General features: G+C 65.4%; 31 protein-coding genes. 14 read left to right on the forward strand and 17 right to left on the reverse strand.

What is annotated here, in order from left to right; all coding sequences use genetic code 11:
• Positions 1-24: 24 nt before the first annotated feature.
• The 5 genes from ABE454_RS13445 to ABE454_RS13465 all read right to left on the reverse strand — a co-directional run bounded on the left by ABE454_RS13445 (position 25) and on the right by ABE454_RS13465 (position 4,415).
• Complete coding sequence (locus ABE454_RS13445) at positions 25-609, reverse strand: HK97 family phage prohead protease (RefSeq protein ID WP_346532416.1); 585 nt, start codon at positions 607-609, stop codon at positions 25-27.
• On the reverse strand, positions 599-1,831 hold the full coding sequence (locus ABE454_RS13450) for a phage portal protein (RefSeq protein ID WP_346532418.1): 1,233 nt from the start codon (positions 1,829-1,831) through the stop codon (positions 599-601). Before ABE454_RS13450 ends, ABE454_RS13445 begins: the two co-directional genes overlap by 11 nt.
• A complete protein-coding gene (locus ABE454_RS13455; protein ID WP_346532549.1) occupies positions 1,828-3,435 on the reverse strand; it encodes a terminase large subunit in 1,608 nt (535 codons plus the stop codon). The genes ABE454_RS13450 and ABE454_RS13455 overlap by 4 nt, the downstream gene beginning before the upstream one ends.
• 190 nt (positions 3,436-3,625) lie before the next feature.
• Positions 3,626-4,057 carry a P27 family phage terminase small subunit gene (locus ABE454_RS13460; protein WP_346532420.1) on the reverse strand — a complete coding sequence of 144 codons (432 nt, stop codon included), beginning with the start codon at positions 4,055-4,057 and terminating at the stop codon, positions 3,626-3,628.
• Between the two features lie 139 nt (positions 4,058-4,196).
• Complete coding sequence (locus ABE454_RS13465) at positions 4,197-4,415, reverse strand: HNH endonuclease (RefSeq protein WP_346532421.1); 219 nt, start codon at positions 4,413-4,415, stop codon at positions 4,197-4,199.
• Positions 4,416-4,729: 314 nt separating this feature from the next.
• On the opposite strand from ABE454_RS13465, the gene ABE454_RS13470 reads away from it, so the two are divergent.
• Together ABE454_RS13470 and ABE454_RS13475 are read left to right on the forward strand one after the other, a co-directional pair.
• Positions 4,730-5,326: a hypothetical protein gene (locus ABE454_RS13470; RefSeq protein ID WP_346532423.1), complete on the forward strand. Its 597-nt coding sequence runs from the start codon at positions 4,730-4,732 to the stop codon at positions 5,324-5,326.
• Between the two features lie 162 nt (positions 5,327-5,488).
• Positions 5,489-5,671 carry a hypothetical protein gene (locus ABE454_RS13475; RefSeq protein WP_346532425.1) on the forward strand — a complete coding sequence of 61 codons (183 nt, stop codon included), beginning with the start codon at positions 5,489-5,491 and terminating at the stop codon, positions 5,669-5,671.
• A gap of 119 nt (positions 5,672-5,790) precedes the next feature.
• On the opposite strand, the gene ABE454_RS13480 is transcribed toward ABE454_RS13475, so the two are convergent.
• The 9 genes from ABE454_RS13480 to ABE454_RS13520 are packed head-to-tail and all read right to left on the reverse strand — an operon-like array spanning position 5,791 to position 10,192.
• Positions 5,791-6,507, reverse strand: coding sequence for a hypothetical protein (locus ABE454_RS13480; protein ID WP_346532426.1), 717 nt, complete (start codon positions 6,505-6,507; stop codon positions 5,791-5,793).
• Positions 6,504-7,196, reverse strand: a complete 693-nt coding sequence (locus ABE454_RS13485; RefSeq protein ID WP_346532428.1) for a hypothetical protein — start codon at positions 7,194-7,196, stop codon at positions 6,504-6,506. Before ABE454_RS13485 ends, ABE454_RS13480 begins: the two co-directional genes overlap by 4 nt.
• On the reverse strand, positions 7,144-8,070 hold the full coding sequence (locus ABE454_RS13490) for a helix-turn-helix domain-containing protein (protein WP_346532429.1): 927 nt from the start codon (positions 8,068-8,070) through the stop codon (positions 7,144-7,146). Before ABE454_RS13490 ends, ABE454_RS13485 begins: the two co-directional genes overlap by 53 nt.
• Positions 8,067-8,339 carry a hypothetical protein gene (locus ABE454_RS13495; protein WP_346532430.1) on the reverse strand — a complete coding sequence of 91 codons (273 nt, stop codon included), beginning with the start codon at positions 8,337-8,339 and terminating at the stop codon, positions 8,067-8,069. The genes ABE454_RS13490 and ABE454_RS13495 overlap by 4 nt, the downstream gene beginning before the upstream one ends.
• 56 nt (positions 8,340-8,395) lie before the next feature.
• Positions 8,396-9,049, reverse strand: a complete 654-nt coding sequence (locus ABE454_RS13500; protein WP_346532432.1) for a helix-turn-helix domain-containing protein — start codon at positions 9,047-9,049, stop codon at positions 8,396-8,398.
• Positions 9,046-9,204 (reverse strand): hypothetical protein, encoded by a 159-nt coding sequence (locus ABE454_RS13505; RefSeq protein ID WP_346532433.1) that lies wholly within the window; start codon positions 9,202-9,204, stop codon positions 9,046-9,048. The genes ABE454_RS13500 and ABE454_RS13505 overlap by 4 nt, the downstream gene beginning before the upstream one ends.
• Positions 9,201-9,413: a hypothetical protein gene (locus ABE454_RS13510; protein WP_346532435.1), complete on the reverse strand. Its 213-nt coding sequence runs from the start codon at positions 9,411-9,413 to the stop codon at positions 9,201-9,203. Before ABE454_RS13510 ends, ABE454_RS13505 begins: the two co-directional genes overlap by 4 nt.
• Positions 9,413-9,856 (reverse strand): helix-turn-helix domain-containing protein, encoded by a 444-nt coding sequence (locus ABE454_RS13515; protein ID WP_346532437.1) that lies wholly within the window; start codon positions 9,854-9,856, stop codon positions 9,413-9,415. Before ABE454_RS13515 ends, ABE454_RS13510 begins: the two co-directional genes overlap by 1 nt.
• 60 nt (positions 9,857-9,916) lie before the next feature.
• On the reverse strand, positions 9,917-10,192 hold the full coding sequence (locus ABE454_RS13520; protein WP_346532439.1) for a hypothetical protein: 276 nt from the start codon (positions 10,190-10,192) through the stop codon (positions 9,917-9,919).
• Positions 10,193-10,296: 104 nt separating this feature from the next.
• Between ABE454_RS13520 and ABE454_RS13525 the strand changes: the two genes are divergently transcribed.
• On the forward strand, positions 10,297-10,536 hold the full coding sequence (locus ABE454_RS13525) for a hypothetical protein (RefSeq protein ID WP_346532441.1): 240 nt from the start codon (positions 10,297-10,299) through the stop codon (positions 10,534-10,536).
• A gap of 1 nt (position 10,537) precedes the next feature.
• Here the strand turns inward: ABE454_RS13525 and ABE454_RS13530 are convergent, their stop codons facing one another.
• Together ABE454_RS13530 and ABE454_RS16175 are read right to left on the reverse strand one after the other, a co-directional pair.
• Positions 10,538-10,696 carry a hypothetical protein gene (locus ABE454_RS13530; RefSeq protein ID WP_346532443.1) on the reverse strand — a complete coding sequence of 53 codons (159 nt, stop codon included), beginning with the start codon at positions 10,694-10,696 and terminating at the stop codon, positions 10,538-10,540.
• Between the two features lie 38 nt (positions 10,697-10,734).
• Positions 10,735-10,932, reverse strand: a complete 198-nt coding sequence (locus tag ABE454_RS16175; protein WP_430826371.1) for a helix-turn-helix domain-containing protein — start codon at positions 10,930-10,932, stop codon at positions 10,735-10,737.
• A gap of 93 nt (positions 10,933-11,025) precedes the next feature.
• On the opposite strand from ABE454_RS16175, the gene ABE454_RS13535 reads away from it, so the two are divergent.
• The 3 genes from ABE454_RS13535 to ABE454_RS13545 all read left to right on the forward strand — a co-directional run bounded on the left by ABE454_RS13535 (position 11,026) and on the right by ABE454_RS13545 (position 12,453).
• A complete protein-coding gene (locus tag ABE454_RS13535; protein WP_346532445.1) occupies positions 11,026-11,688 on the forward strand; it encodes a helix-turn-helix domain-containing protein in 663 nt (220 codons plus the stop codon).
• Between the two features lie 172 nt (positions 11,689-11,860).
• Entirely contained in the window at positions 11,861-12,097 is a 237-nt protein-coding gene (locus ABE454_RS13540) for an AbrB/MazE/SpoVT family DNA-binding domain-containing protein (protein ID WP_346532447.1), read from the forward strand.
• Entirely contained in the window at positions 12,094-12,453 is a 360-nt protein-coding gene (locus ABE454_RS13545) for a type II toxin-antitoxin system PemK/MazF family toxin (RefSeq protein WP_346532551.1), read from the forward strand. Before ABE454_RS13540 ends, ABE454_RS13545 begins: the two co-directional genes overlap by 4 nt.
• A 53-nt stretch (positions 12,454-12,506) precedes the next feature.
• On the opposite strand, the gene ABE454_RS13550 is transcribed toward ABE454_RS13545, so the two are convergent.
• Complete coding sequence (locus tag ABE454_RS13550; RefSeq protein WP_346532449.1) at positions 12,507-13,373, reverse strand: hypothetical protein; 867 nt, start codon at positions 13,371-13,373, stop codon at positions 12,507-12,509.
• Between the two features lie 182 nt (positions 13,374-13,555).
• Between ABE454_RS13550 and ABE454_RS13555 the strand changes: the two genes are divergently transcribed.
• The 8 genes from ABE454_RS13555 to ABE454_RS13590 all read left to right on the forward strand — a co-directional run bounded on the left by ABE454_RS13555 (position 13,556) and on the right by ABE454_RS13590 (position 17,568).
• Positions 13,556-13,813 (forward strand): hypothetical protein, encoded by a 258-nt coding sequence (locus ABE454_RS13555; RefSeq protein ID WP_346532451.1) that lies wholly within the window; start codon positions 13,556-13,558, stop codon positions 13,811-13,813.
• On the forward strand, positions 13,810-14,325 hold the full coding sequence (locus ABE454_RS13560) for a hypothetical protein (protein WP_346532453.1): 516 nt from the start codon (positions 13,810-13,812) through the stop codon (positions 14,323-14,325). Before ABE454_RS13555 ends, ABE454_RS13560 begins: the two co-directional genes overlap by 4 nt.
• On the forward strand, positions 14,322-14,672 hold the full coding sequence (locus ABE454_RS13565) for a hypothetical protein (protein ID WP_346532455.1): 351 nt from the start codon (positions 14,322-14,324) through the stop codon (positions 14,670-14,672). Before ABE454_RS13560 ends, ABE454_RS13565 begins: the two co-directional genes overlap by 4 nt.
• Positions 14,669-15,148, forward strand: a complete 480-nt coding sequence (locus ABE454_RS13570) for a hypothetical protein (protein ID WP_346532457.1) — start codon at positions 14,669-14,671, stop codon at positions 15,146-15,148. The genes ABE454_RS13565 and ABE454_RS13570 overlap by 4 nt, the downstream gene beginning before the upstream one ends.
• A complete protein-coding gene (locus tag ABE454_RS13575) occupies positions 15,141-15,515 on the forward strand; it encodes a hypothetical protein (RefSeq protein WP_346532458.1) in 375 nt (124 codons plus the stop codon). The genes ABE454_RS13570 and ABE454_RS13575 overlap by 8 nt, the downstream gene beginning before the upstream one ends.
• A gap of 1 nt (position 15,516) precedes the next feature.
• Positions 15,517-15,747 carry a hypothetical protein gene (locus ABE454_RS13580; RefSeq protein ID WP_346532460.1) on the forward strand — a complete coding sequence of 77 codons (231 nt, stop codon included), beginning with the start codon at positions 15,517-15,519 and terminating at the stop codon, positions 15,745-15,747.
• 199 nt (positions 15,748-15,946) lie between these two features.
• Complete coding sequence (locus tag ABE454_RS13585; protein ID WP_346532462.1) at positions 15,947-16,603, forward strand: hypothetical protein; 657 nt, start codon at positions 15,947-15,949, stop codon at positions 16,601-16,603.
• Positions 16,600-17,568 (forward strand): hypothetical protein, encoded by a 969-nt coding sequence (locus tag ABE454_RS13590; protein WP_346532464.1) that lies wholly within the window; start codon positions 16,600-16,602, stop codon positions 17,566-17,568. Before ABE454_RS13585 ends, ABE454_RS13590 begins: the two co-directional genes overlap by 4 nt.
• Positions 17,569-17,772 lie beyond the last annotated feature (204 nt).

The following is a 17,772-nucleotide window of genomic DNA, read 5'->3' on the forward strand; positions in this document are numbered from 1 at the left end:
TCGGACGAGCGCGGGAGCGCTGCCTTACTCTCGGCCCTTGAGGTCGAGGGAAATCTTCATGCGGAGACGGCGCGCCGCATGGCTGAAGTTATGGGCGCGGCGCTCCTTGCGGGCGGCGTCGAGCGAGCGAAGAGCAATCGAGGTGTCGCCGTAGGCCGGGAAGGCCGTGGGCGAGATCTCGAACATCTCCGCTTCATGGATCGTGCGGGTCGGCGGCTCCGTGGTGTCGTCCCAGGTCTCGCGCACCGACCGGAAGCCGAATGACGTGCCGCGGATGTCGCCCCGCGCGACGGAGATCGCCATGTCGCGCCCGTCCGACGTATCCGGCAGGTCGATCTCGTAACGGACGCCGGCAGGCTCTTCTGTGAGGCGTAGCGTTCCAGCCACGGTGCGACCCAGAACGCGGTTGCGGTCGTGGCCAAATAGGGCGCGGACGTCGCCCGTGATCGCCTTGGCGAAGGCGCCGGCTTCGAACACTTCCCTGAAGCTGTCGCCGATCTCCGTGCCGCTGCCGTAAACGACCGCGAAACCGGCCGCGATCTTGCCGCCACCATCGGTCTCTCGAAGCTCAAGCGGCTGGGCCAGGGCCCGCGTTTCGTCAGTCTTCATTCTGGTCTCCCGTCACGGGCGGCGTGTGTTTGGGCGACGTCCCCAGCGGCACGGTGGCGCCCTGGATGTAGAGGACGTCCCCGCCTTCCTTCGGCCCACGATTGTCCAGGGCGCGGCCCTCGTTGGGTGAAATCAGTGCGGTCTGGACGCCCTTGGCCAGCGCCGTCATCCGGCTCAGGAGGTCGCCGCGCATCAGGCCGTCGAGGTTGTGCTCGGCGTAGCGTTTGTTCCGCCGCGCGCCGAACAGCTTCAGGTTCAACTCGTCTTCCAGCGCCTTGGCCCAGCGGCTGATCAGGTGCTTCACCAGGAAGAGGTCTTGCTGCTCGGTGTTGGTGTGGGTGCCGTGCGTCAGGTCCTGCAGGAAGACCGGCGGCAGGCCCCACACGCGCGCAAACTCTTCCACCTGGAACCGGAACGCATCGGTCATCTGGCCCTTATCGGGGTCGAAGCCGACAGGCTTGAGCTCGTAGCCGGCAGGGATCGGGAAGACTGCCTCGCTGTTCGTTTTTGCGGCGGCGATGGCCCGCTTGATGTCGGCCTGTGCGCGCTTCACCGCTTCGGCTCCGGCGGGCATCGGCCCGGTCAGCGCCAGCGGGGGGACGCCTCCACCGGCGAAGAAGCCGGCAGCGTAGCTGCGCATCGCCAACGCCTGCTGGATAGCCGGGGCCGCCATGGTGAAAGCGCTGTGGCTGCTGAGTTGGTCGGATTTCAGCAGGAACGGAACGTCCACCACCTCCGATGCCGCATAGGTCTTGCCGTCATAGCGATAGACCCGGCGCCCCTGTACTCGTTGGACAACAGTGGCGCTGGCGTCCATTGGCCAGAGCCCGTGAACCTTGGGGCCGGTGCGTTCGATCCAGAACAGTCCCCGGCCGGGCGAGCCGAAGACCTGAGACCAGAAATACCGCCGCGCCGCGAAGCTCGACCACTCGTCGTTCGCCGCCTCGTTTAAGACCTTCGACAGGTCTGACCGGTCCCGGTCGACGCCGTCGGCGCCCTTGTCCTTGAACAGGTGCAGGGGCAAGTTAGCAAGCGACCCCGAAAGGAAGGTCACCGCCCCAGCGACGGCGGGCACGGTCATCGCGCTGTCGGGCGTCACGCGCGGGAGGTCCACCGATCCCTGACCGACAAGCGTCAGCATGCCGCCGACGCTCAGGGGGACCGCCGGGTTCTCGATGCTGGCGCGGGTCTCGTCGCGACGGAAGCGGTCGAAGAAGCTCATGTCGTCTCCATCAGTGAGAAGCTCGGGTCGTCCCAAGGGGACGGAGGCGGCGCGTCGTCGCGCTGACTGTAGAGCGCGGCGCCCGTGGCCATCGCCAAGGTGACAAGGCCGTCGATCCGGCCCCGTGAGCGCTTCTTGTCGAAGGCCCGGTTGTTCTGCCCGTCGTGGTCCAGCGCCGCGTTCGCCGCGCACATGTAGGTCACAGGGGATGCGTCCACCATGATGGCCTTGGTCAGGATCGCGTCCTCAAGCCGCTCCACCGAGCGAGGCATGCAGAGTTGTCGATCCTCGAACACGACCCGTTTGCCCTGGCCGTGAGCGATCAGCTTCAGGCCCTCGCCCTCCGGCTCGTCCGGCCCCTTCCAGCGCCACACCGGAAAGCCGATGTCGTCGCAGGCGTCGATAAAGTCCGCGATGCCGGCCGGGTCGAAGGCCAGGAACTGGACGTCGTGCTCGGCGACTAGCTGGGCGACTTCGGCGGCCGCGAAGGTCTTGTCGATCACCGCGCCCGGCACGGCTGTCAGATGGCCAGCCTCAACCCACTCTTCGTAGGGCGCGCCGTCTTCCTTGGCCCGATCCGCCAGTCCGTCCCGCGTCGTCCAGTACCAGGTCTTGGCGTAGAGCTTCCCGTCCTTCAGCCAGATCGCCGTCAGGGCGGTCAGGTCGTTCTTCTTCGACAGGTCCAGCGATAGCCAGCAGGGGCAGCCCCTGAAGTCGTCCGGGTTCACCTCGCCCTGGACCGCCGCCCAGGCCGCCTCATCGATCCAGAAGTCGACGGCGCCGGTCGGGATGCCGAAGTAGAGGCGCCGCACCGACATGGCCGTCGAAAGCCGCACCTTCGCCGTGTTCACTTCGCCGCGGATGTTCTCGACAGGGAAGGTGATGCCGAGGGCGGGCAGGGACTTCACCCACGCCGCCTCGTTGTCGAAGATCGTCTCCCGATCCGCCTTGTCGACCCGAGCGATGAACGCGAACGCCTCGTCGTCCTTGACGTCGCCCTTGAGCACCTTCTGAAAGAACTCGCTGTAGGCCGTGCCCACAATCTGCGTTGTCGCCGGGGTGTTGGTCCCCAGCAGCATCATGGCGTCGCCCGGCATTTTCGCGATGGCGCGCTGCCAGGTCTCGATCGAAGCGCCCGACTTGAACTCGTGGATCTCGTCGGCCAGCACGGCCGTCGGCCTGGGGCCTGAGATCGCCTCGCCGTTCGCCAGCGACTGAAACTTTGATCCGGTCTCCGGGTGCTCGATCTTCCAGGCGTTGTCGCCTTCGCCTCGGATGATCGCCTCGCCCCGGCTGACGAGACTGTCGGTTTCATCCTCCGGCGTGTCCGGGATGTTGGCCCGGCACATGGCCACGCCGTCCTTGAACAGCACGTTGGCCGTCGCCCGATCCTGCCCGATCGCATAGACCTCGGACCGCTTCACTCCGTGCCAGCCCATCAGGTAGAGGCCGATGCCCGCCATGAGCGGCGACTTGGCCTGACCCTTTCCAGTTTCAAGCCAGGCTTGCCGAAACCGAAGCCGGCCGCTCTTCATCTTCCAACCGAACAGCGACCCGACCGTGAACTGGTGCCAAGGCAGCAGCGTGAAGGGCTTGCCCTCCATCGCGCCGGCCGTGATCGACAGCACCGCCGGGAAGAAGCCCAGGGCGCGCGCCGCCGCCGCCTCATCGAAGTAGATCCCCCGCTTCTCCCCGTCCTTCAGGTCGCGGAGGTGACGTTCGGCCGCTTGCTGAGCCAACTCCCCCGAAACGATCCGCCCGGCGACGACATCGGCGGCCCACCGGCTCGTCGGATCACTTGGCGACTGTGAGATACGCGTCGGAGGCACGGGCGGTCCTCGCCTTCTTCTCGACCTTCGCTGCAGCGGCTCGGCGGCGCGGCGATAACCCGAGCTCAGCCTCCAGGCGCTCGGCGTCCGATCCCGCCTCACGCATTGCGGTGTAGTGCGGACTGATCCGGGTGATGGCCCTGGGGTTGCCCCGCTTGGGTTTGGAAACGGCGCCGTGCTCGGCGACCTCCCGCGAACACCGATCGAAGATCACGTAGGCCAAGACCAGACGCTGGATCGCGTGGCCGTTGGCCGGCGAGAGAATGCCGCGCTCGCGCATCTCCGTGGCGATCCGGCGCCAGTGCTCGCCAGCCGCTTCAATCTCCAGGTCGTCCGTCAGGAGCATGCGCCAGTGCGGCTCCGGTACGATGTCGCCCGTCCCCGGCACTACGTTCATGCACACTCACCCCCTACGGGGGTGCTCCCAACTTTTTAGTTCAAAACTGCTTTCAGTGCGAACGCACCTGGGCCGCCGGTGTCCGAGCGACGGGCTCTGGACTTTCGACCTCCCCCCTCCCTCCTGCGAGCGGGTCGCATCAGGCGGGGTTGGGCCGGTTCCACGGGTGGTTCGGGTCGAGGGGTCGCCCATCCAACCCGACCGGGCTGACCTGGCGCTGGCCGAACTGCTCTCTGGTCCTGATGGTGTGGCAGTCCGCGCAGAGGCAGCGGATGTTATCGTCGGTGTCTGGGCCGTTCTGGCTCAGGGGGACGATGTGATCGGGCACCGTCGAGGCGGTGATGATCCCTTTGGCCATGCAGTCCCTGCACAGGGGCTCGGCGGCGAGGCGGCGCTTTCGTTGCTCTACGCCTCTACGGCCTCTTAGGCGCTGGGTGCCTTGGGAGGCGATGTGGTCAGGACGACGGGCCACTGTGATGCCGAACCGTAATCTTGATGTTGAGATCGGCGTCGCCCATGCCGCTCACACTCTGCTCAAGCGAAACGGCTTGACCGTTCTCGAGGGCATGGCGAACAACGTCCATCACGTTCCCGGAGGTAGGCCACAACGGCTTGCGGGCACCGCGTGGTCCGATGCCTCCATTCGCGCCACTCTCTCCTAAAGAGACACCCATGCCGGTCACGGTCAACGATTCAGCCATTGGTTTCGTATGCTCCGAACTACCGGACGGTTGGACCTGGACTCTGACAAGTCGGCTTGGCCACTTGCTGGCGATCGCTGAAGAGCGGTACGGCCCGCGTGACAAGTCGTATACGCCTCTCGGGGTCGAGTTCGGCGGCGATGGGCCCAGCCTCTGGTATCCGGGAAATAGGGGCAATGTGTCGATCCGTCTTGGCCGCTCAGCAGCTGACGACCCATCACAGGCCTTCTTCCAGTTAGCTCACGAGGTCATCCACCTGCTCGCTCCGTCAGGCGGTATGCATGCCCCAGTTTTTGAAGAGGGCCTCGCTACCGCATTCGCGGACGAGCAAGCCGAGGCGCAAGGGCTCAACTGGTTCAGCGGCTCACCCCACTACCTCGTCGCCAAAAAGCTCGCTGTCAGGCTGCTGGCGTTCCGGGCCGATGCGGTGATGAGCATCCGGGCGACGGAGCCAAGCTTCAGGCTGTGGACACCTGACCTGATCGAGCGCGCGGCTCCCGGCCTGTATTCGACAGCCGAACTCCGAATGCTGTGCGAGCCGTTCTCCTCGTTCGCTGCCCGGTTTTAGAAAGCAGACGGCAGGCCCGGCCGGGAACCCCCAACCCTAAGCCTGCCGTCCTCTCGCCCTTAAGGGAGGGGTGATTGGTACGCTGAAACCGTGCTGTGAAACACGGTGCATTGTTGAATGCGGGCGCTCGAGCATCATCGCCGCTCCTCAACGGAGATAGCGATGACCACCCTTATTGAACTGCCCCAGCTCACAGGCCGCACCGTCCTGATCAACCCGGATCATGTGATCCATATTCAAGAGACTAAGCACGGCTGCTGCATAGACATGACCGAAGGTCGCAGCATTGTTGTCGCCATGACCGCCACAGAAACCCGCAGGGCTATCGAGACAGTCCCGCTTTAACGGCCACGGCCTGAAAGCCGGATACAGAAAAGGCCCGGCGGTTTCCCGCTGGGCCTATCTTCAGACGCAAGAAGCGCCGATATCGATTTGTCGCTCAGTTTGGGCCCAAACGCAAGGGGCTATGCCGCCACCCGAACAATCTCATAGCTGACTGCCGCCATATCCAGCGCCACACCTAATTCTGCCTCCATCTGGGCGGCCCTCACCTTGTCACCACCGGCAAGAGCGCGAAGGGAATTTCCCCGTCCACACACGGCGTCCAACAGGTCCGAGAGCCGTTCTGACCCCGTCGTCTGCCGGATGCGGAAACGTGCCGCCATCAGCCGCTGCTGCGCCGCCGCCCTCTTCTCCTCCAGGCGCAAGGCCTCTGTGGCCTGACCACGCACATTGTCGTTCAGGCACGACCGAACCCCATCCGTCCGAACCAGACTGTAGTCGTCCGACCACCGCTGTCCTGCCACCTTCTGCATGGGCGTCAATCGTCCCTTGTGGATCAGCCACAACAAGCCGTGACGGGCGCCAGCGCCTGATGCTGTTCGCACCGTCTCCACGCCCTGGGCATGGAGCAGGTCGTCCTGCTCTTCCCCAGCGCGGCGCGCCTCGTCTCCCTCAGCCTTATGGCGCTGGGCCTCCAGGGCGTCGTCGATCTCATCCAGCATCTGGCGCGCCACCCCGAACTGCAGCAGGCGCATGCGGTTCTCAACCGCACAGACCTTGGGCATCAACCCGCATCCGGGCGACGCCTCGACCCTCCCGCGGATCAGAGCCGCCCGATCGGTAAGGCGACGGCGCTCCAGCGCGACCGCCTGTTCCGCCGTCGCTTTCATTCGGGTCATGCGGCCTCTCCTTGCACTCGTGCTTCACGCTGCGGGCTGGCCAGACCCAGTTTCGCGCGCATCTCAGCGCTCATGTGGCTGCCGGGCGGGAGCGGCGCGGCCGGCGTGCGCGGTAAGGCGGCCTTGCGGGCGGCCATCAACTTTGCCGTCGGCGTCTCCGACAACGCCGCCAGCGTCTCGGACACCATCGCCTTCACCTCCTCCGGCGAATGCTTAGGGCCGGGCAGAGGCTTGGGCGCCGCGGCCTGCTGATGCTGAACCACCGCCGCCTTGGCGCGATTGTAGGCGCGGGCGAAGCGACCCGTTGTCGGCGTCGTCCGGGCGAGGTGCGCCAGCTTGCCCGGCTTCGGCGCCCAGTCGCTGTCCGGCAGGGCGATGTACGCCTTCATGCCCGACTCGATGGCCGAGGCCGTCAGACCGGCCAGCGCTTCGAAGTAGTCCGCGAAGAACGTGGCCCACTCAGCCTCCGTACGGTTGATCCTCAGATCTCCGAACGTCTGCTCCCGGCTGCGGATGATCGCCACGATCTCGGCCTCAGTCGCCGGGCGAAGCGCCTCCTGCCTCAGAACCGGCAGCATCATCGCCGCCTGGCCGCGCAGCAGATCGCTCTTCGCGATCACCTCGACGGCCTTGGCGTCAGAAACTTCCTCGAGCAGCCATGACCTGAGAGGCCCATTCAGCACCGGCATCCGAACGGTCTCGGTTTGCGCTACGGGCAGATTGGCGGTCGGGAATGCGGACGTGGGCTGGGCTTGCATGGCGGGCCTCGGGGATGGTCAGGGCTTGGCGGTTGTCCGCGATGGACTGGGCGATGGCGGCGTCGAAAAACTTCCAGGACGTGATCGGCTGGCCTCGTCTTCGGGCCAGAGTTGTGACCACCGGCACCACGTCGTGCTCCCAGCTCGCCCCATCCCGGCGCCACGCTGCGAGGCGGGCGGCTGTCAGGGTCAGGCCGGGCTGGCGGGTCACGTCGAGCCGAACGGTCTCAGCCATTTCGGCCAGCAACTCGGCATGGCGCCGGACGTCGCCCTCTGGCCAGTCGTTCGCCGGGGCGGCCTCAGGGCTCTCAACCACCGTCTCGACCAGTTGGACCACCGGCTGGGAAACCGTCGCGGGCGCCTGCGCAGTAGCAGCAGCTTCCCCTAACGGTTCACCTAGCGGTTCAAACGTAGTGAGCCCCGACACAGAGTCGGGTTGGTTTGGACAGGGAGTCGGGTTGGTTCGGACAGGGAGTCGGGTTGGTTCACTACCCGACTCTGTGTCGGGTTGCGGTTTTCCGGCGCGATCCGGGGCGCTTGTGGCGACGAAATCGATCAGATCCGACGTGCGCGAGCCATCACGGCGGCGCCGGGCGCGGCGCTCGATCCAGCCCCGATCCTCAAAGGCCGCCAGCGCACGCTCAACGCTCTTCAGCGAACAGCACGCCTGCGATGCAATGGTGTCCTGTCCGGGGTAGCAGGTCCCGTCCGCACCGACGTAGTTCGCCAGCACCAGCAGGATCGCCTTCTCGGTCGCCGTGGCGCAGGCCTGTTCCAGCGCCCAGGTGATCGCCTGAACGCTCATGCCGCAACCTCGACCAACCGCTCTAGGATGACCGTGCGGCCCGGCTCAGGGATGGCGTAACCGCCCTTGTCTCGACCACCGGCCGTGACGATCAGACCACCAAGCCCGACATCAGCCAGCGATTCACGCAGCACGCAGACGCGCGTCTTGATGACGTTCCGTGCGTCGGTCAGGTCGCTATCCATCCACGGCCGCGCAGCGGCCAGACGCTCGACCGTCACCATCCGCCCGTCGGCATCCAACAGGGCGCATAGCGTCGCTGCCTGCATCCGGCTTCCCAGAAGCTGAAAGGCCGCAACCTCTAGGCCCAGGCGCTCCAGTGGCGTCACACCATCACCACCTGACGGCGCAGGGCCTTCAGCTTCTCCAACCGCTTCTCTGTCCGCAGGATCATGTGATCCAGACGCCGCGCGCCGACGGACAGCTTGCGGTTCAACTGCGCAACGTGATTGGCGATCACGTCGTCCTCGCCCAGCAGTTCCTCTATCCGCCGCACCCCGTGGATGATCGTCGTATGGTCCTTGCCGCCAAGCGCACGGGCGATCTCAGGGAACGACAATGGCGTGTGCTGGCGGCACAGGTACATGGCGATCTGGCGCGGTCGGGCGATCTCGCCTGTCCGACGACGCCCGGTCACCGCCGCTTCGGGCAGGTCGAAGTGCGCCGCGACCGTCGCGATGATGTCTGTCGCGCTGATGCGGTATGGAATGCGTACCTGGCCCACTCGACCGGCCCTCCAATCTTCTGCGGTGACGGGTCGCGCGAGCGGGACGTGCCGATACGGCTCACGCTTGGCTGGATAGGCGGCGCGCAGGACCTCAACCGGAACCCCCGTCGCCAGAAACACCGACTGGAAGGACCCCGGCGACTTGGCCAGCAACGCACCGGCCTGAAGCACAGCCGCGGCGTCATATCCCCGTGGCGCCGTCGCATGCAGGGCCGCCGAGCCGCTCTGTCCGCGGTTCGTCGCCATCGTCATGCGACCACCTCGCCGTCGCGCACGCGCACGTCGGTCCCTGGCTGAACAGGTTGAGCCGAAATCGCCGAGTACAGGCAGCCGCCGACCCGGTACGTGATCAAATGCTGGCCGTCACGGCGCGGCGTGCAGCTCTCGACATTGACGCGCTGGATCATGCGGCCCGCCTCCGTCCCGACAAGGCGCCCAAAGCCACCTCGGCACGCATCTGGGCGTTTCGGGCGGCCTTCAGGTTGGCGGCGGCCACGCTCATGCGGCGGCAGTCCTGCCGGGCCTCGGCCTCTGCCCACTCGTCCTTACAGCGCAGGAAGTCGGCATTGGCGCGGGACAGGCGCCAGCGGGCCCTCAGCGTGCGAAAGCCAACCATCACTGCACCACCCGATGCGTGGGCTTCAGCGCCATCGTGGCGTCAAACGCCCGCTTCGCCGCCTCAAGGTTCAGCCGCGCCTTGTCCTGCGCCGCGTCGATCTCATGGGCCTCCCACACCAGGTCGGCGGCGCCCTCGAAAACCGTGCTCAGCGTCGCCGCTGACGTCTGGCTCGCCTCAACCGCCGCCGCCATCGCCGTGACCTGTGCAGAATCGCTCTCGACCTGACGCGCCAGCGCCGCGAACACGACCGACTGCCCGCACACCTCCTCCAGCTTCTGAATCTGGATCAGCGTCGGCAGGTCGGTGTTCGACGTGTTGATCAACTGGCCGATGCGCTGGCGGCTGACGCCCAGGAATACGGCCGCCGCCTCCTGCGTGCCGATGGCCGAGACCAGCTGGTCGAAAAGGGCCTTGATATGGATCGTGCGTGGATCAGGCATTGCGAAGTTCCGGGCTGGGGCAAGGTGACGACCCGAAGGCCGGGCCGTAGGTTCAAGGGGTCAGGCCGCACTCGGCGGCGGCTCTTCAGGAGGGTCGGATTGATCGGAGGCGACGGCGCTCGACGCGGGCGGCAGGGCCGCCATCACCGTCTGGTGCAGACGCTCGGCTCCATCCGCCGTGGTCTGCGCCGTCAGGGCTGCGTCCAGCACTGCGCGGCGCGCGCGGGCGATGGAGAACTCGTCCGCACGCGAGGCCAGCAGGCTTTCCAGCGCCAGCGTCGTCTCGGCCTGCGATCGGATCGTGCTGATCAGGATCTGAACGACGGAGCGGCTCATTGCGCACCCCCGCCAATAGGCGCCGCAGCGGGCATGGACGGGGGGCTTCCACGCCCGCTGCGGTTCTCTACAGTGAAGCTGTCACACACCACTGGAGATTTCGAATGTCTGACCTTCCGGCTTTCCCTGAACTCACCGACCGCCAACGCGAGCGCGTTGCCGAGAAAATCGTCACGCGCGCACTTCTCGCGGCGATCCTGCGGACCCACCCTGAAGGGCAAGCGATCCTTGACGGCGTGCGTCAGGACGTCATCAACCCGATCGAAGGGGCGAACATTGATCCTGCGATGGTCGAGGCTCTTCGTGCCAGCTTGTGGAAGATCGAGGAGAAGGTTCAGCGCTAGTTCAGTCATCGCCGAGCGATCCCAGGACCGTTTCAAGCTGGCGCTCGGCGGCGTCTTCCACAGCGCTCCGCTCAGCTTCGACCTCGGCGATTTCTTCGCGAACGATCCTGCGGATAGCGGCCTCGTCCATGTCGAGGCCTGCGGTCTTCTGGTCGGTCATCGCCGCCCCCCTGTTGTGATGTTCGCCCCCCACCATGGTCAGTCCTGTCGCCGTGTCAGGAGTTCAGCGGCCCTCACTTCGCCGCGCGACAACTTCTCGATGAGGAAGGCGCGCTCCGGGCTGGGACGGCTTTCGCCGCGCCGAATCCGAGACGCTTGCGAGCGGCTGCACCCGAGGGCCTCAGCAAGCCACCGATCATCGCGTTTAGGCCCGAGCCATTCTTGGAGCTTTGTCATAGCCCGGAAAGTGCACGATATGCACCTTACCCGTCAAGCCGAATGTGCATATCGTGCGCTGGCATGATATGCACTCCAATGGCCTGTAGTGGCATGGCCAGAAAACCTAAGGCGGACTTCGAGTCGCCCTACAAGTTGAGCGCTTGGCGCGCCGCCCACGGCCTGACCTACGAGCAGGTCGGCGAGGCTCTGGGCATGACAGGGCAAAACTACGGGAAGATTGAACGCGGGAGCGTCGAACTCCGCGAATTTCACCTAGGCCCGCTGGCACAGCTCTACGGCGTTGAAGTGGGGGATCTAACCAAGCTTCCGGACCAAATCCTCGCCCCGATCGTCGGACATGTGGGTGCCGACCCCGAGGGACGGATCGTCAGGACGCTTGTGCAAGCGGCCAATGACCGCGTCCCGCTGCCCATCGGCGCTACGTCCAATTGTGTCGCCGTCCAGGTCGATGGTCACTCGATGCGTGGATTTGCCGATGACGGGTCGTTGATCTTCTATGAGAACCTGGAGACCCCGCCGAGCGACGACCTGATCGGTGAGAAAGTCGTGGTCCAGCTCGCAGGAGACGACGAGGCCGACGACCCCGACGTGCTGATCAAGATTCTGCGCCGCGGCAGCAAGCCGGGGCTCTACGACCTAGAGAGCATCAACGGTCCGACGATGAAGGACGTCCGGGTGCGCTGGGCGGCTGAGATCATCCAGATCACACCCCCGCGCCAGGCGCGCAGGCTGATCCGCCACGGTCTGGCATAAACATTCACTGGTGAATGTCGGATGCCACCTGCTGCTGACGGCGAACTGAGAGGTGAGCCGCACTGGACGACCGGAACCCTGAAAACCCGCTGGACGTTAAGTCGGAGTTCATGTATCTACATTGAAGATACGCGAACGCACCGCAGTACCGCGTATCTGAAGGGAAAAAATCATGCGCACAGCCACTGTGTCGAAGTGGGGCAATAGCCTGGCGCTTCGACTGCCTCAGCACCTCGCTGAAAGCGTCCGCTTGACCGAGGGCCAAACGGTTGAGCTTGCCGTTGAAGACGAAGCTTTGGTCATCCGACCCACCCGCAAGAAGCTCAAGCTGGCCGACCTTCTGGAAGGCTATGAGCGCCGCACCGGAGAGGTCGACTGGGGCCAACCCAAGGGGGACGAAGTTTGGTGACAGGGGGGCCTTATCAGCCGGAGCGGGGTGATTTCGTATGGCTCGATTTCACCCCTCACGCGGGGACGGAACAAGGCGGACGTCGCCCAGCTCTCGTTCTCTCCCCGCGAAACTACAACATCGCGACGGGCCATTGCTTCGTGGTCCCGATCACGACCGTTACGGGAAAGCTCTCGTCGTTTGAGGTTGAGGTTCCTCGCGGCGCAGGCGTATCCGGCGCCATCATTTCCAATCAGTTGCGCGACCTCGATTGGACCGCGCGCAATGCCGCATTTCACAGCAAGTGCGACGAAGACACCCTCATGCAGGTGCTCTGCCGTATCGAGGCGATCCTCGCCATCGACTGCGACGGCTGATAGATCAGCACGACCCAAAGGCCCCGGCCCCGCCCCACCAGGCGGGGTTTTTGTTAAGCGGCAAGCTCCCTGATAAAATCGACGATGTCGATCTTCACTAGCTCACCACCCCTATACCCCTTCCGGCCTAATACGATGACCTCGGCCCGGCGCTGGGCAGCGGCGGTGTATGCATTTTCTTGCTGCTCAAATCGAGGGTCGGAAACCTTCGCCATAAGGAAGCCGTCTCGTTCGGGATTTTCGATGCTCAGGCCGCTCGTGTGAAATCGGAAGCCGTCCGTCTTGAGTTGAATTTCCTCTAGATCGCTCCAGGTTAGCGCTCCCATTGCCCTGATAGCTTCGGCCTCCTTGGCATCGACCGACACGGCCGATGCGCTGCCTGCCCGAACGGTGGCCGACGAGACCGACCGCCCCACGGGCGCGACAAACTGCTCCAAGGGCTTTTGCTGGAACGCCAGCGTCTCCCGCACAATCTCAGCATAAACCATACGCTCTTTATGAGCGCGGGCCTCACTTGCGTCTCTGGCGGCCAAGTGATCGCGGTTCATCTCAAGCAAGGACTGCATGGCCTTCTCCGCTAAATCCGGTCGTCCGCTGTGATGGGCTTTCACAAGAGACCACCATTCGCTGAGGTGCGCAGCAATCACCTGTTGGGCGATGGGTAGCCCTAGATTGAGAAGCCACGCTCCGTCCTGAAGCATCCCCGGCAGGTCGTAGGATCCAGCAACTGGTTCGCGGACCTTGGCGATTAGCGGCGCCCTTTCCCCGCGCTTTGGCGAACGTCCGTGCGCTAGGATAATCAGGCCATCCGACGTGATCCGATCCGCGCCGAGGAGCGAGGCCCCCAGCAATCGCATGTCCATAGCATGCGCGTCCGCGTCGCCGCCCTCGTAGGTCAGCCGAAATAGCGGCTCCGACATTAACGCCCCCCTCAAATCGCGAGACGAGCCTATTGGTCTGGCCGCCGGAGAGTCCAGCGTAACGCGGTGATGTGTAGGTCATGGTGGGCACTCTATCACAGAACGTGCATTACGTGCACTTTTGCCGTTGACAGACAAAGTGCATATTGTGCACAGTCACCCCATCAACGAGGGGGGACACCGTGATCTTCCACGACACCTACATCGACAGCCCGCCCCATCCCTTGGGGCTCGTCTTCCACCCGGAATGGCAGGCTGTTCTCGATCGCCGCGCCGAGCGCGAATGCAACCTGATCCAGCGCCAGGCCGCGGCTGAGCGGGCCGAAGCGCGTCGCGCGACCGCCGCCGCCCGCCGTCTCGACTGGAGCGTCGCCGTCACCGCCCTGCAGGCCCTGGTCTGCGGCGGCTTCGTCGCCTGCTTCTGGTGGGTGCTGCTGTGACCCATCAGTTCTACGCCATCATCGAGCGGCCCACGCCCAGGCGAGACATCGACCTGTTCGGCGAGACCACCGTCCGCATCGACGGATCGCGCGAACCGGGCGGTCCCAGCGTGCCGCTGATCTACCTGTCCACCTATGTCGAGGATCACGACCGCTTCGCCCAGCGCCTGGCCGCCGCCCTGTCGCTGATGGAACAGGCCTGCCCACCACCGCCGCGCGCCAAGGCCGAGCTGGAGCCGGAAGTCGGCCCCTACAGCCTGCCGGAATACGTCGAGGACGTGGACTGGACCGAGCGTCTGTTCGTCCCCGAGGACGTCGCCGCCACCGACTGGAAGGGCTGGGCCGAGGCTTTCGAACGCCGCGTCGATCTCGCCACCTCCTCGACCCAACTCGCCCAGTTGGAAGAGACCAACATCGTGGCCCTGCGCCTCTGCCCCGGCCGCTTCCGGGCGCCGCTGGGGCGCAAGCTCCACGCCCGCTATATCGAGACCGCCGATCAGGTGGCCGCATGATCCGCGACCAGCCTCCCGTCTCGCTCACGGCCGAGGAAGCCGACCTGCTGCGTCAGGTCCGGCCGGACCAGCAACTCGGGCGGGCGGCCTTCGCCGGCCAGCCCTTCGTTCTGCACAACGCCCCCGTCGGCGCCCATCCCGGCGCGCCTCGGTTCGCCGAAGACCTCGTCCTGGGCATGATCGCCAAGGGCCTGCTTCTGTCTGGGCAGGAGGCGCCCGCCTGGCCTGAGCGAAACATCCCCGCCCGGCCCTTCACGGTTCTCATGACCAAGGAAGGCGAGCGCGTGCGCGTCGGCCTGCTCAAGCACAGCCGAACCGTCGCTATCGACCCGAGGGCCGCCGCATGAGCCGCTCCCTCTTCCAGATCGAAGCCGACATGAAGCGCCTGCGCGACGAGCGCCGGGCGGTGAAGCGCAAGCACTTCGCACCCGGCCACGTCCGCTCCCGATCTTTCCGTCCCGAAGGCCCCGGCCAGCGCCAGCCGCGCGAGCGCGACAACAAGCACCTCGCCTTCATCCGGCGCCTGCCCTGCGTCGGCTGCGGGACCACCGGCCCCTGTGACGCCGCGCACCTGCGCGCTGGCGACCTGCAGATCGGCAAGCGCCCCACCGGCAAGGCTGAGAAGCCCTCGGACCGCTGGACGACGCCCCTCTGCCGCGACTGCCACTCCCGCCAGCACACCGGCGCCGAACTCGCCTTCTGGCAAACCCTCAGCATCGACCCCTTCGACCTCTGCCAGGCCCTCTACGCCGTCTCCGGCGACACCACCGCCGCTGAGCAGATTATCCGCGACCACCGCCAAGAGGCCCAAGACCATGGCTGAAGTGAAGTATACTCCGGGGCCGCTAACGGTCCGCGTGAGCGAGCATTGGCCGTACAACATCGAAACGCTGAACGAAGCAGGCGAGGTCGTCTTCTCTGACCTTATGCCTGCGCATTCGACCTTGATGCGCTCGCACGATGACCTGTGGTCTGGAGTTGGCTTCCCGCCGAACGAGCGGGATGAGGTCATCGCGGGCAACCGTCGGGCCGTGGCTGACGCGACAATCCGAGCCGCCGCGCCCGACCTGTTCGAGGCTGCCGCAGAGTTTTGCCGTCGGGTTGATGCTGGAGAAATCCGCAGCAAGCGCAGTTACGCCGCGTTCAAAGCCGCCCTCTCCAAGGCTACCGCCCAACAGGAGGGTCGCTGAGATGGCTGCCTTTGAAGCTAACGACGCGGCCAATCGGTCCCGCGCCATATGGAAGCGGATCGGATTCCTTCTGGGCAAGGCCGCCCAGGAGAAGGCCAAACTCGGCTTGGCGGTTCAGGCCCTAAAGCTGGGTGCTGCCTCTGAGGCAGCTTACTGGCAAGCGACGCTGGAACTCGATTCCTTCGACGTGAAGGAATTCCTGCGCTCGCTGGATTCCGAGGTGCAGCCATGACCGCCCCCGAAGTGCTGGAGGCGCTGGCAAAATATGATGCCGAAGTAGCCCTCTGCCCCGTCCGCCAGAACGACGCGCGGTCAGCGGTGAAGTGCAGAAAATGCGGAGCAACGCAGGCCGAGCGCTGCGGACAAGACAATCCTTACCCGGTGATCGAAGCCCTCCGCCAAGCCGCCCGCCAATCCCGTGGGGGTGAGGGGTGATCGCCGCCCTCTACGTGGAAACCAACGGCGCCTATTACGGCCTGGAGGGTGTGGACCCCTGGGACGAGGCCCGCGACGCGCGCAAATATGCTGGGCCGCATCCGGTCGTCGCTCACCCGCCCTGTCAGCGCTGGGGGAAGCTGTGGGCTGGAAACCCCTCGGTCATCAAGGCGACTGGCGTGCGCAAGGTCAAAGGTGACGACGGTGGCTGCTTCAAGTCCGCGCTGGCCGATGTCCGCATGTATGGCGGCGTCCTGGAGCACCCCGAGCAAAGCCACGCGTGGGCTCACTTCAACCTGAACCGCCCGCCACGTGATGGGGGTTGGGTATCAGCCGACTTCTACGGCGGCTGGACCTGCTGCGTCGAGCAGGGGCGCTATGGCCACTACGCACGAAAACCCACGTGGCTGTACGCTGTCGGCATCACTCTGCCTGAACTGGACTGGGGCAGGACCAAGATCGAACTGGATCCAGAGACAGTGGCGCGCATCGGCCTGGAAAAGGCCAAGCGCCGCGGCGAAGTCGCATCCAACGGCGGGGGCGTCGACAGCACCCCCCGCATCCATACCCCCGCCCCCTTCCGCGACCTTCTGATCGGCATGGCCCGGTCGGTCCGTCGCGATGAACTTCCGCTTTTCAGGAGCGCAGCATGACTCCCCCTATCCGCATGGTGTCCGTGCCGGTTGATGAATACGGCCGCCTGATCGAAGTGTGTAACGGCCTGATCGGCGAGTTGAGCGACCCCGGCACCGAGGCATTGGCAGCCGTCTATTGCGCCGAGCGCATCCTGCACATCGCCCTCACCGCCGCCCCTGTGCGCGAGGAAGGCGGGGCGGTGGATGCAGATACGATCCTTGAGATGGCCGCTAAAGCCGTTGAGGACCACCAGAAGATCGGCCGCGAGTGGATCAAGGGCAGCTTGTGGGACGACCTGACCCGCGAGGCGTCAGCCCGCATCCGTGCGCTCAAGGCCGATGTCCGCGCCCAACCGCCAGCCCTGACAACAGCTTTCATGACTAGGGCCAAGCATCTTCTCGATCTCGCCGAGAAGGCCGAGGACGATGCGCTAGAGGGTGATGAGGGTTGCGTGTGGCCCGTTGAGGCCCTTCGCGTCGCCTATACTGATCTGTCCGCCCTCGCCACCCGCGAGGAAGCCCCGGCAGAGGCGGGGGAGGCGTTCCTGTCGTGGCTTGAGCGCGAGATAGACGAGGAGTCGTGCGACATCGGCGCGACCCATCAAGAGGGCGGATCGGCAACCGAGCGAGAACGGTCGCGCCTTGTTACCCTGTCTGACGTTCGCGCGAAATACCTCGCCCTCCGCGCCCAGCCGCCAGCCCGCGAGGACGCGCAGCCGGTGGCTCCGTGGGGCCACGCCGTCAAGTTCGGTGCTAATGGGTGGGGCTTTGCTGACGATGAAGACCCTGACGCCATCGACGCCCTGAAGGCCGACCCTGAATATCAGGTGTTGGCGCTCTACACCCACCCCGTCCCCGACGCGCTGCGGGTAGCGGTGGAGGCGTTGGCGGAGCTTTCCAATGTTGGAATGGTGGGGCGCGCTAGACATATCGCGAGTCAAGCGCTTTTGGACCTCGCCGCCCTGCAACAGGATGGGCAGTGATGGTCGGCAGCGTAATCATGCGCGGTGAAACCCAGATCATCGACGGCTTCATCCATCACGACGACCGCCCGTTAAGCTGGGCCGAGGGGGACGCGAGAGCGGGTCGACGCCTAGACCGTCGCAAGAGCTGGGCGTTCGTGGACGATCAGCTTTGCGAGACCGTCACGTGGTCGCATGCCTGTTCGGGCTGCTACGGCGGATACG

The organism is Brevundimonas diminuta, assembly GCF_039673845.1.
In the GTDB taxonomy this organism is placed as follows: domain Bacteria; phylum Pseudomonadota; class Alphaproteobacteria; order Caulobacterales; family Caulobacteraceae; genus Brevundimonas; species Brevundimonas diminuta_E.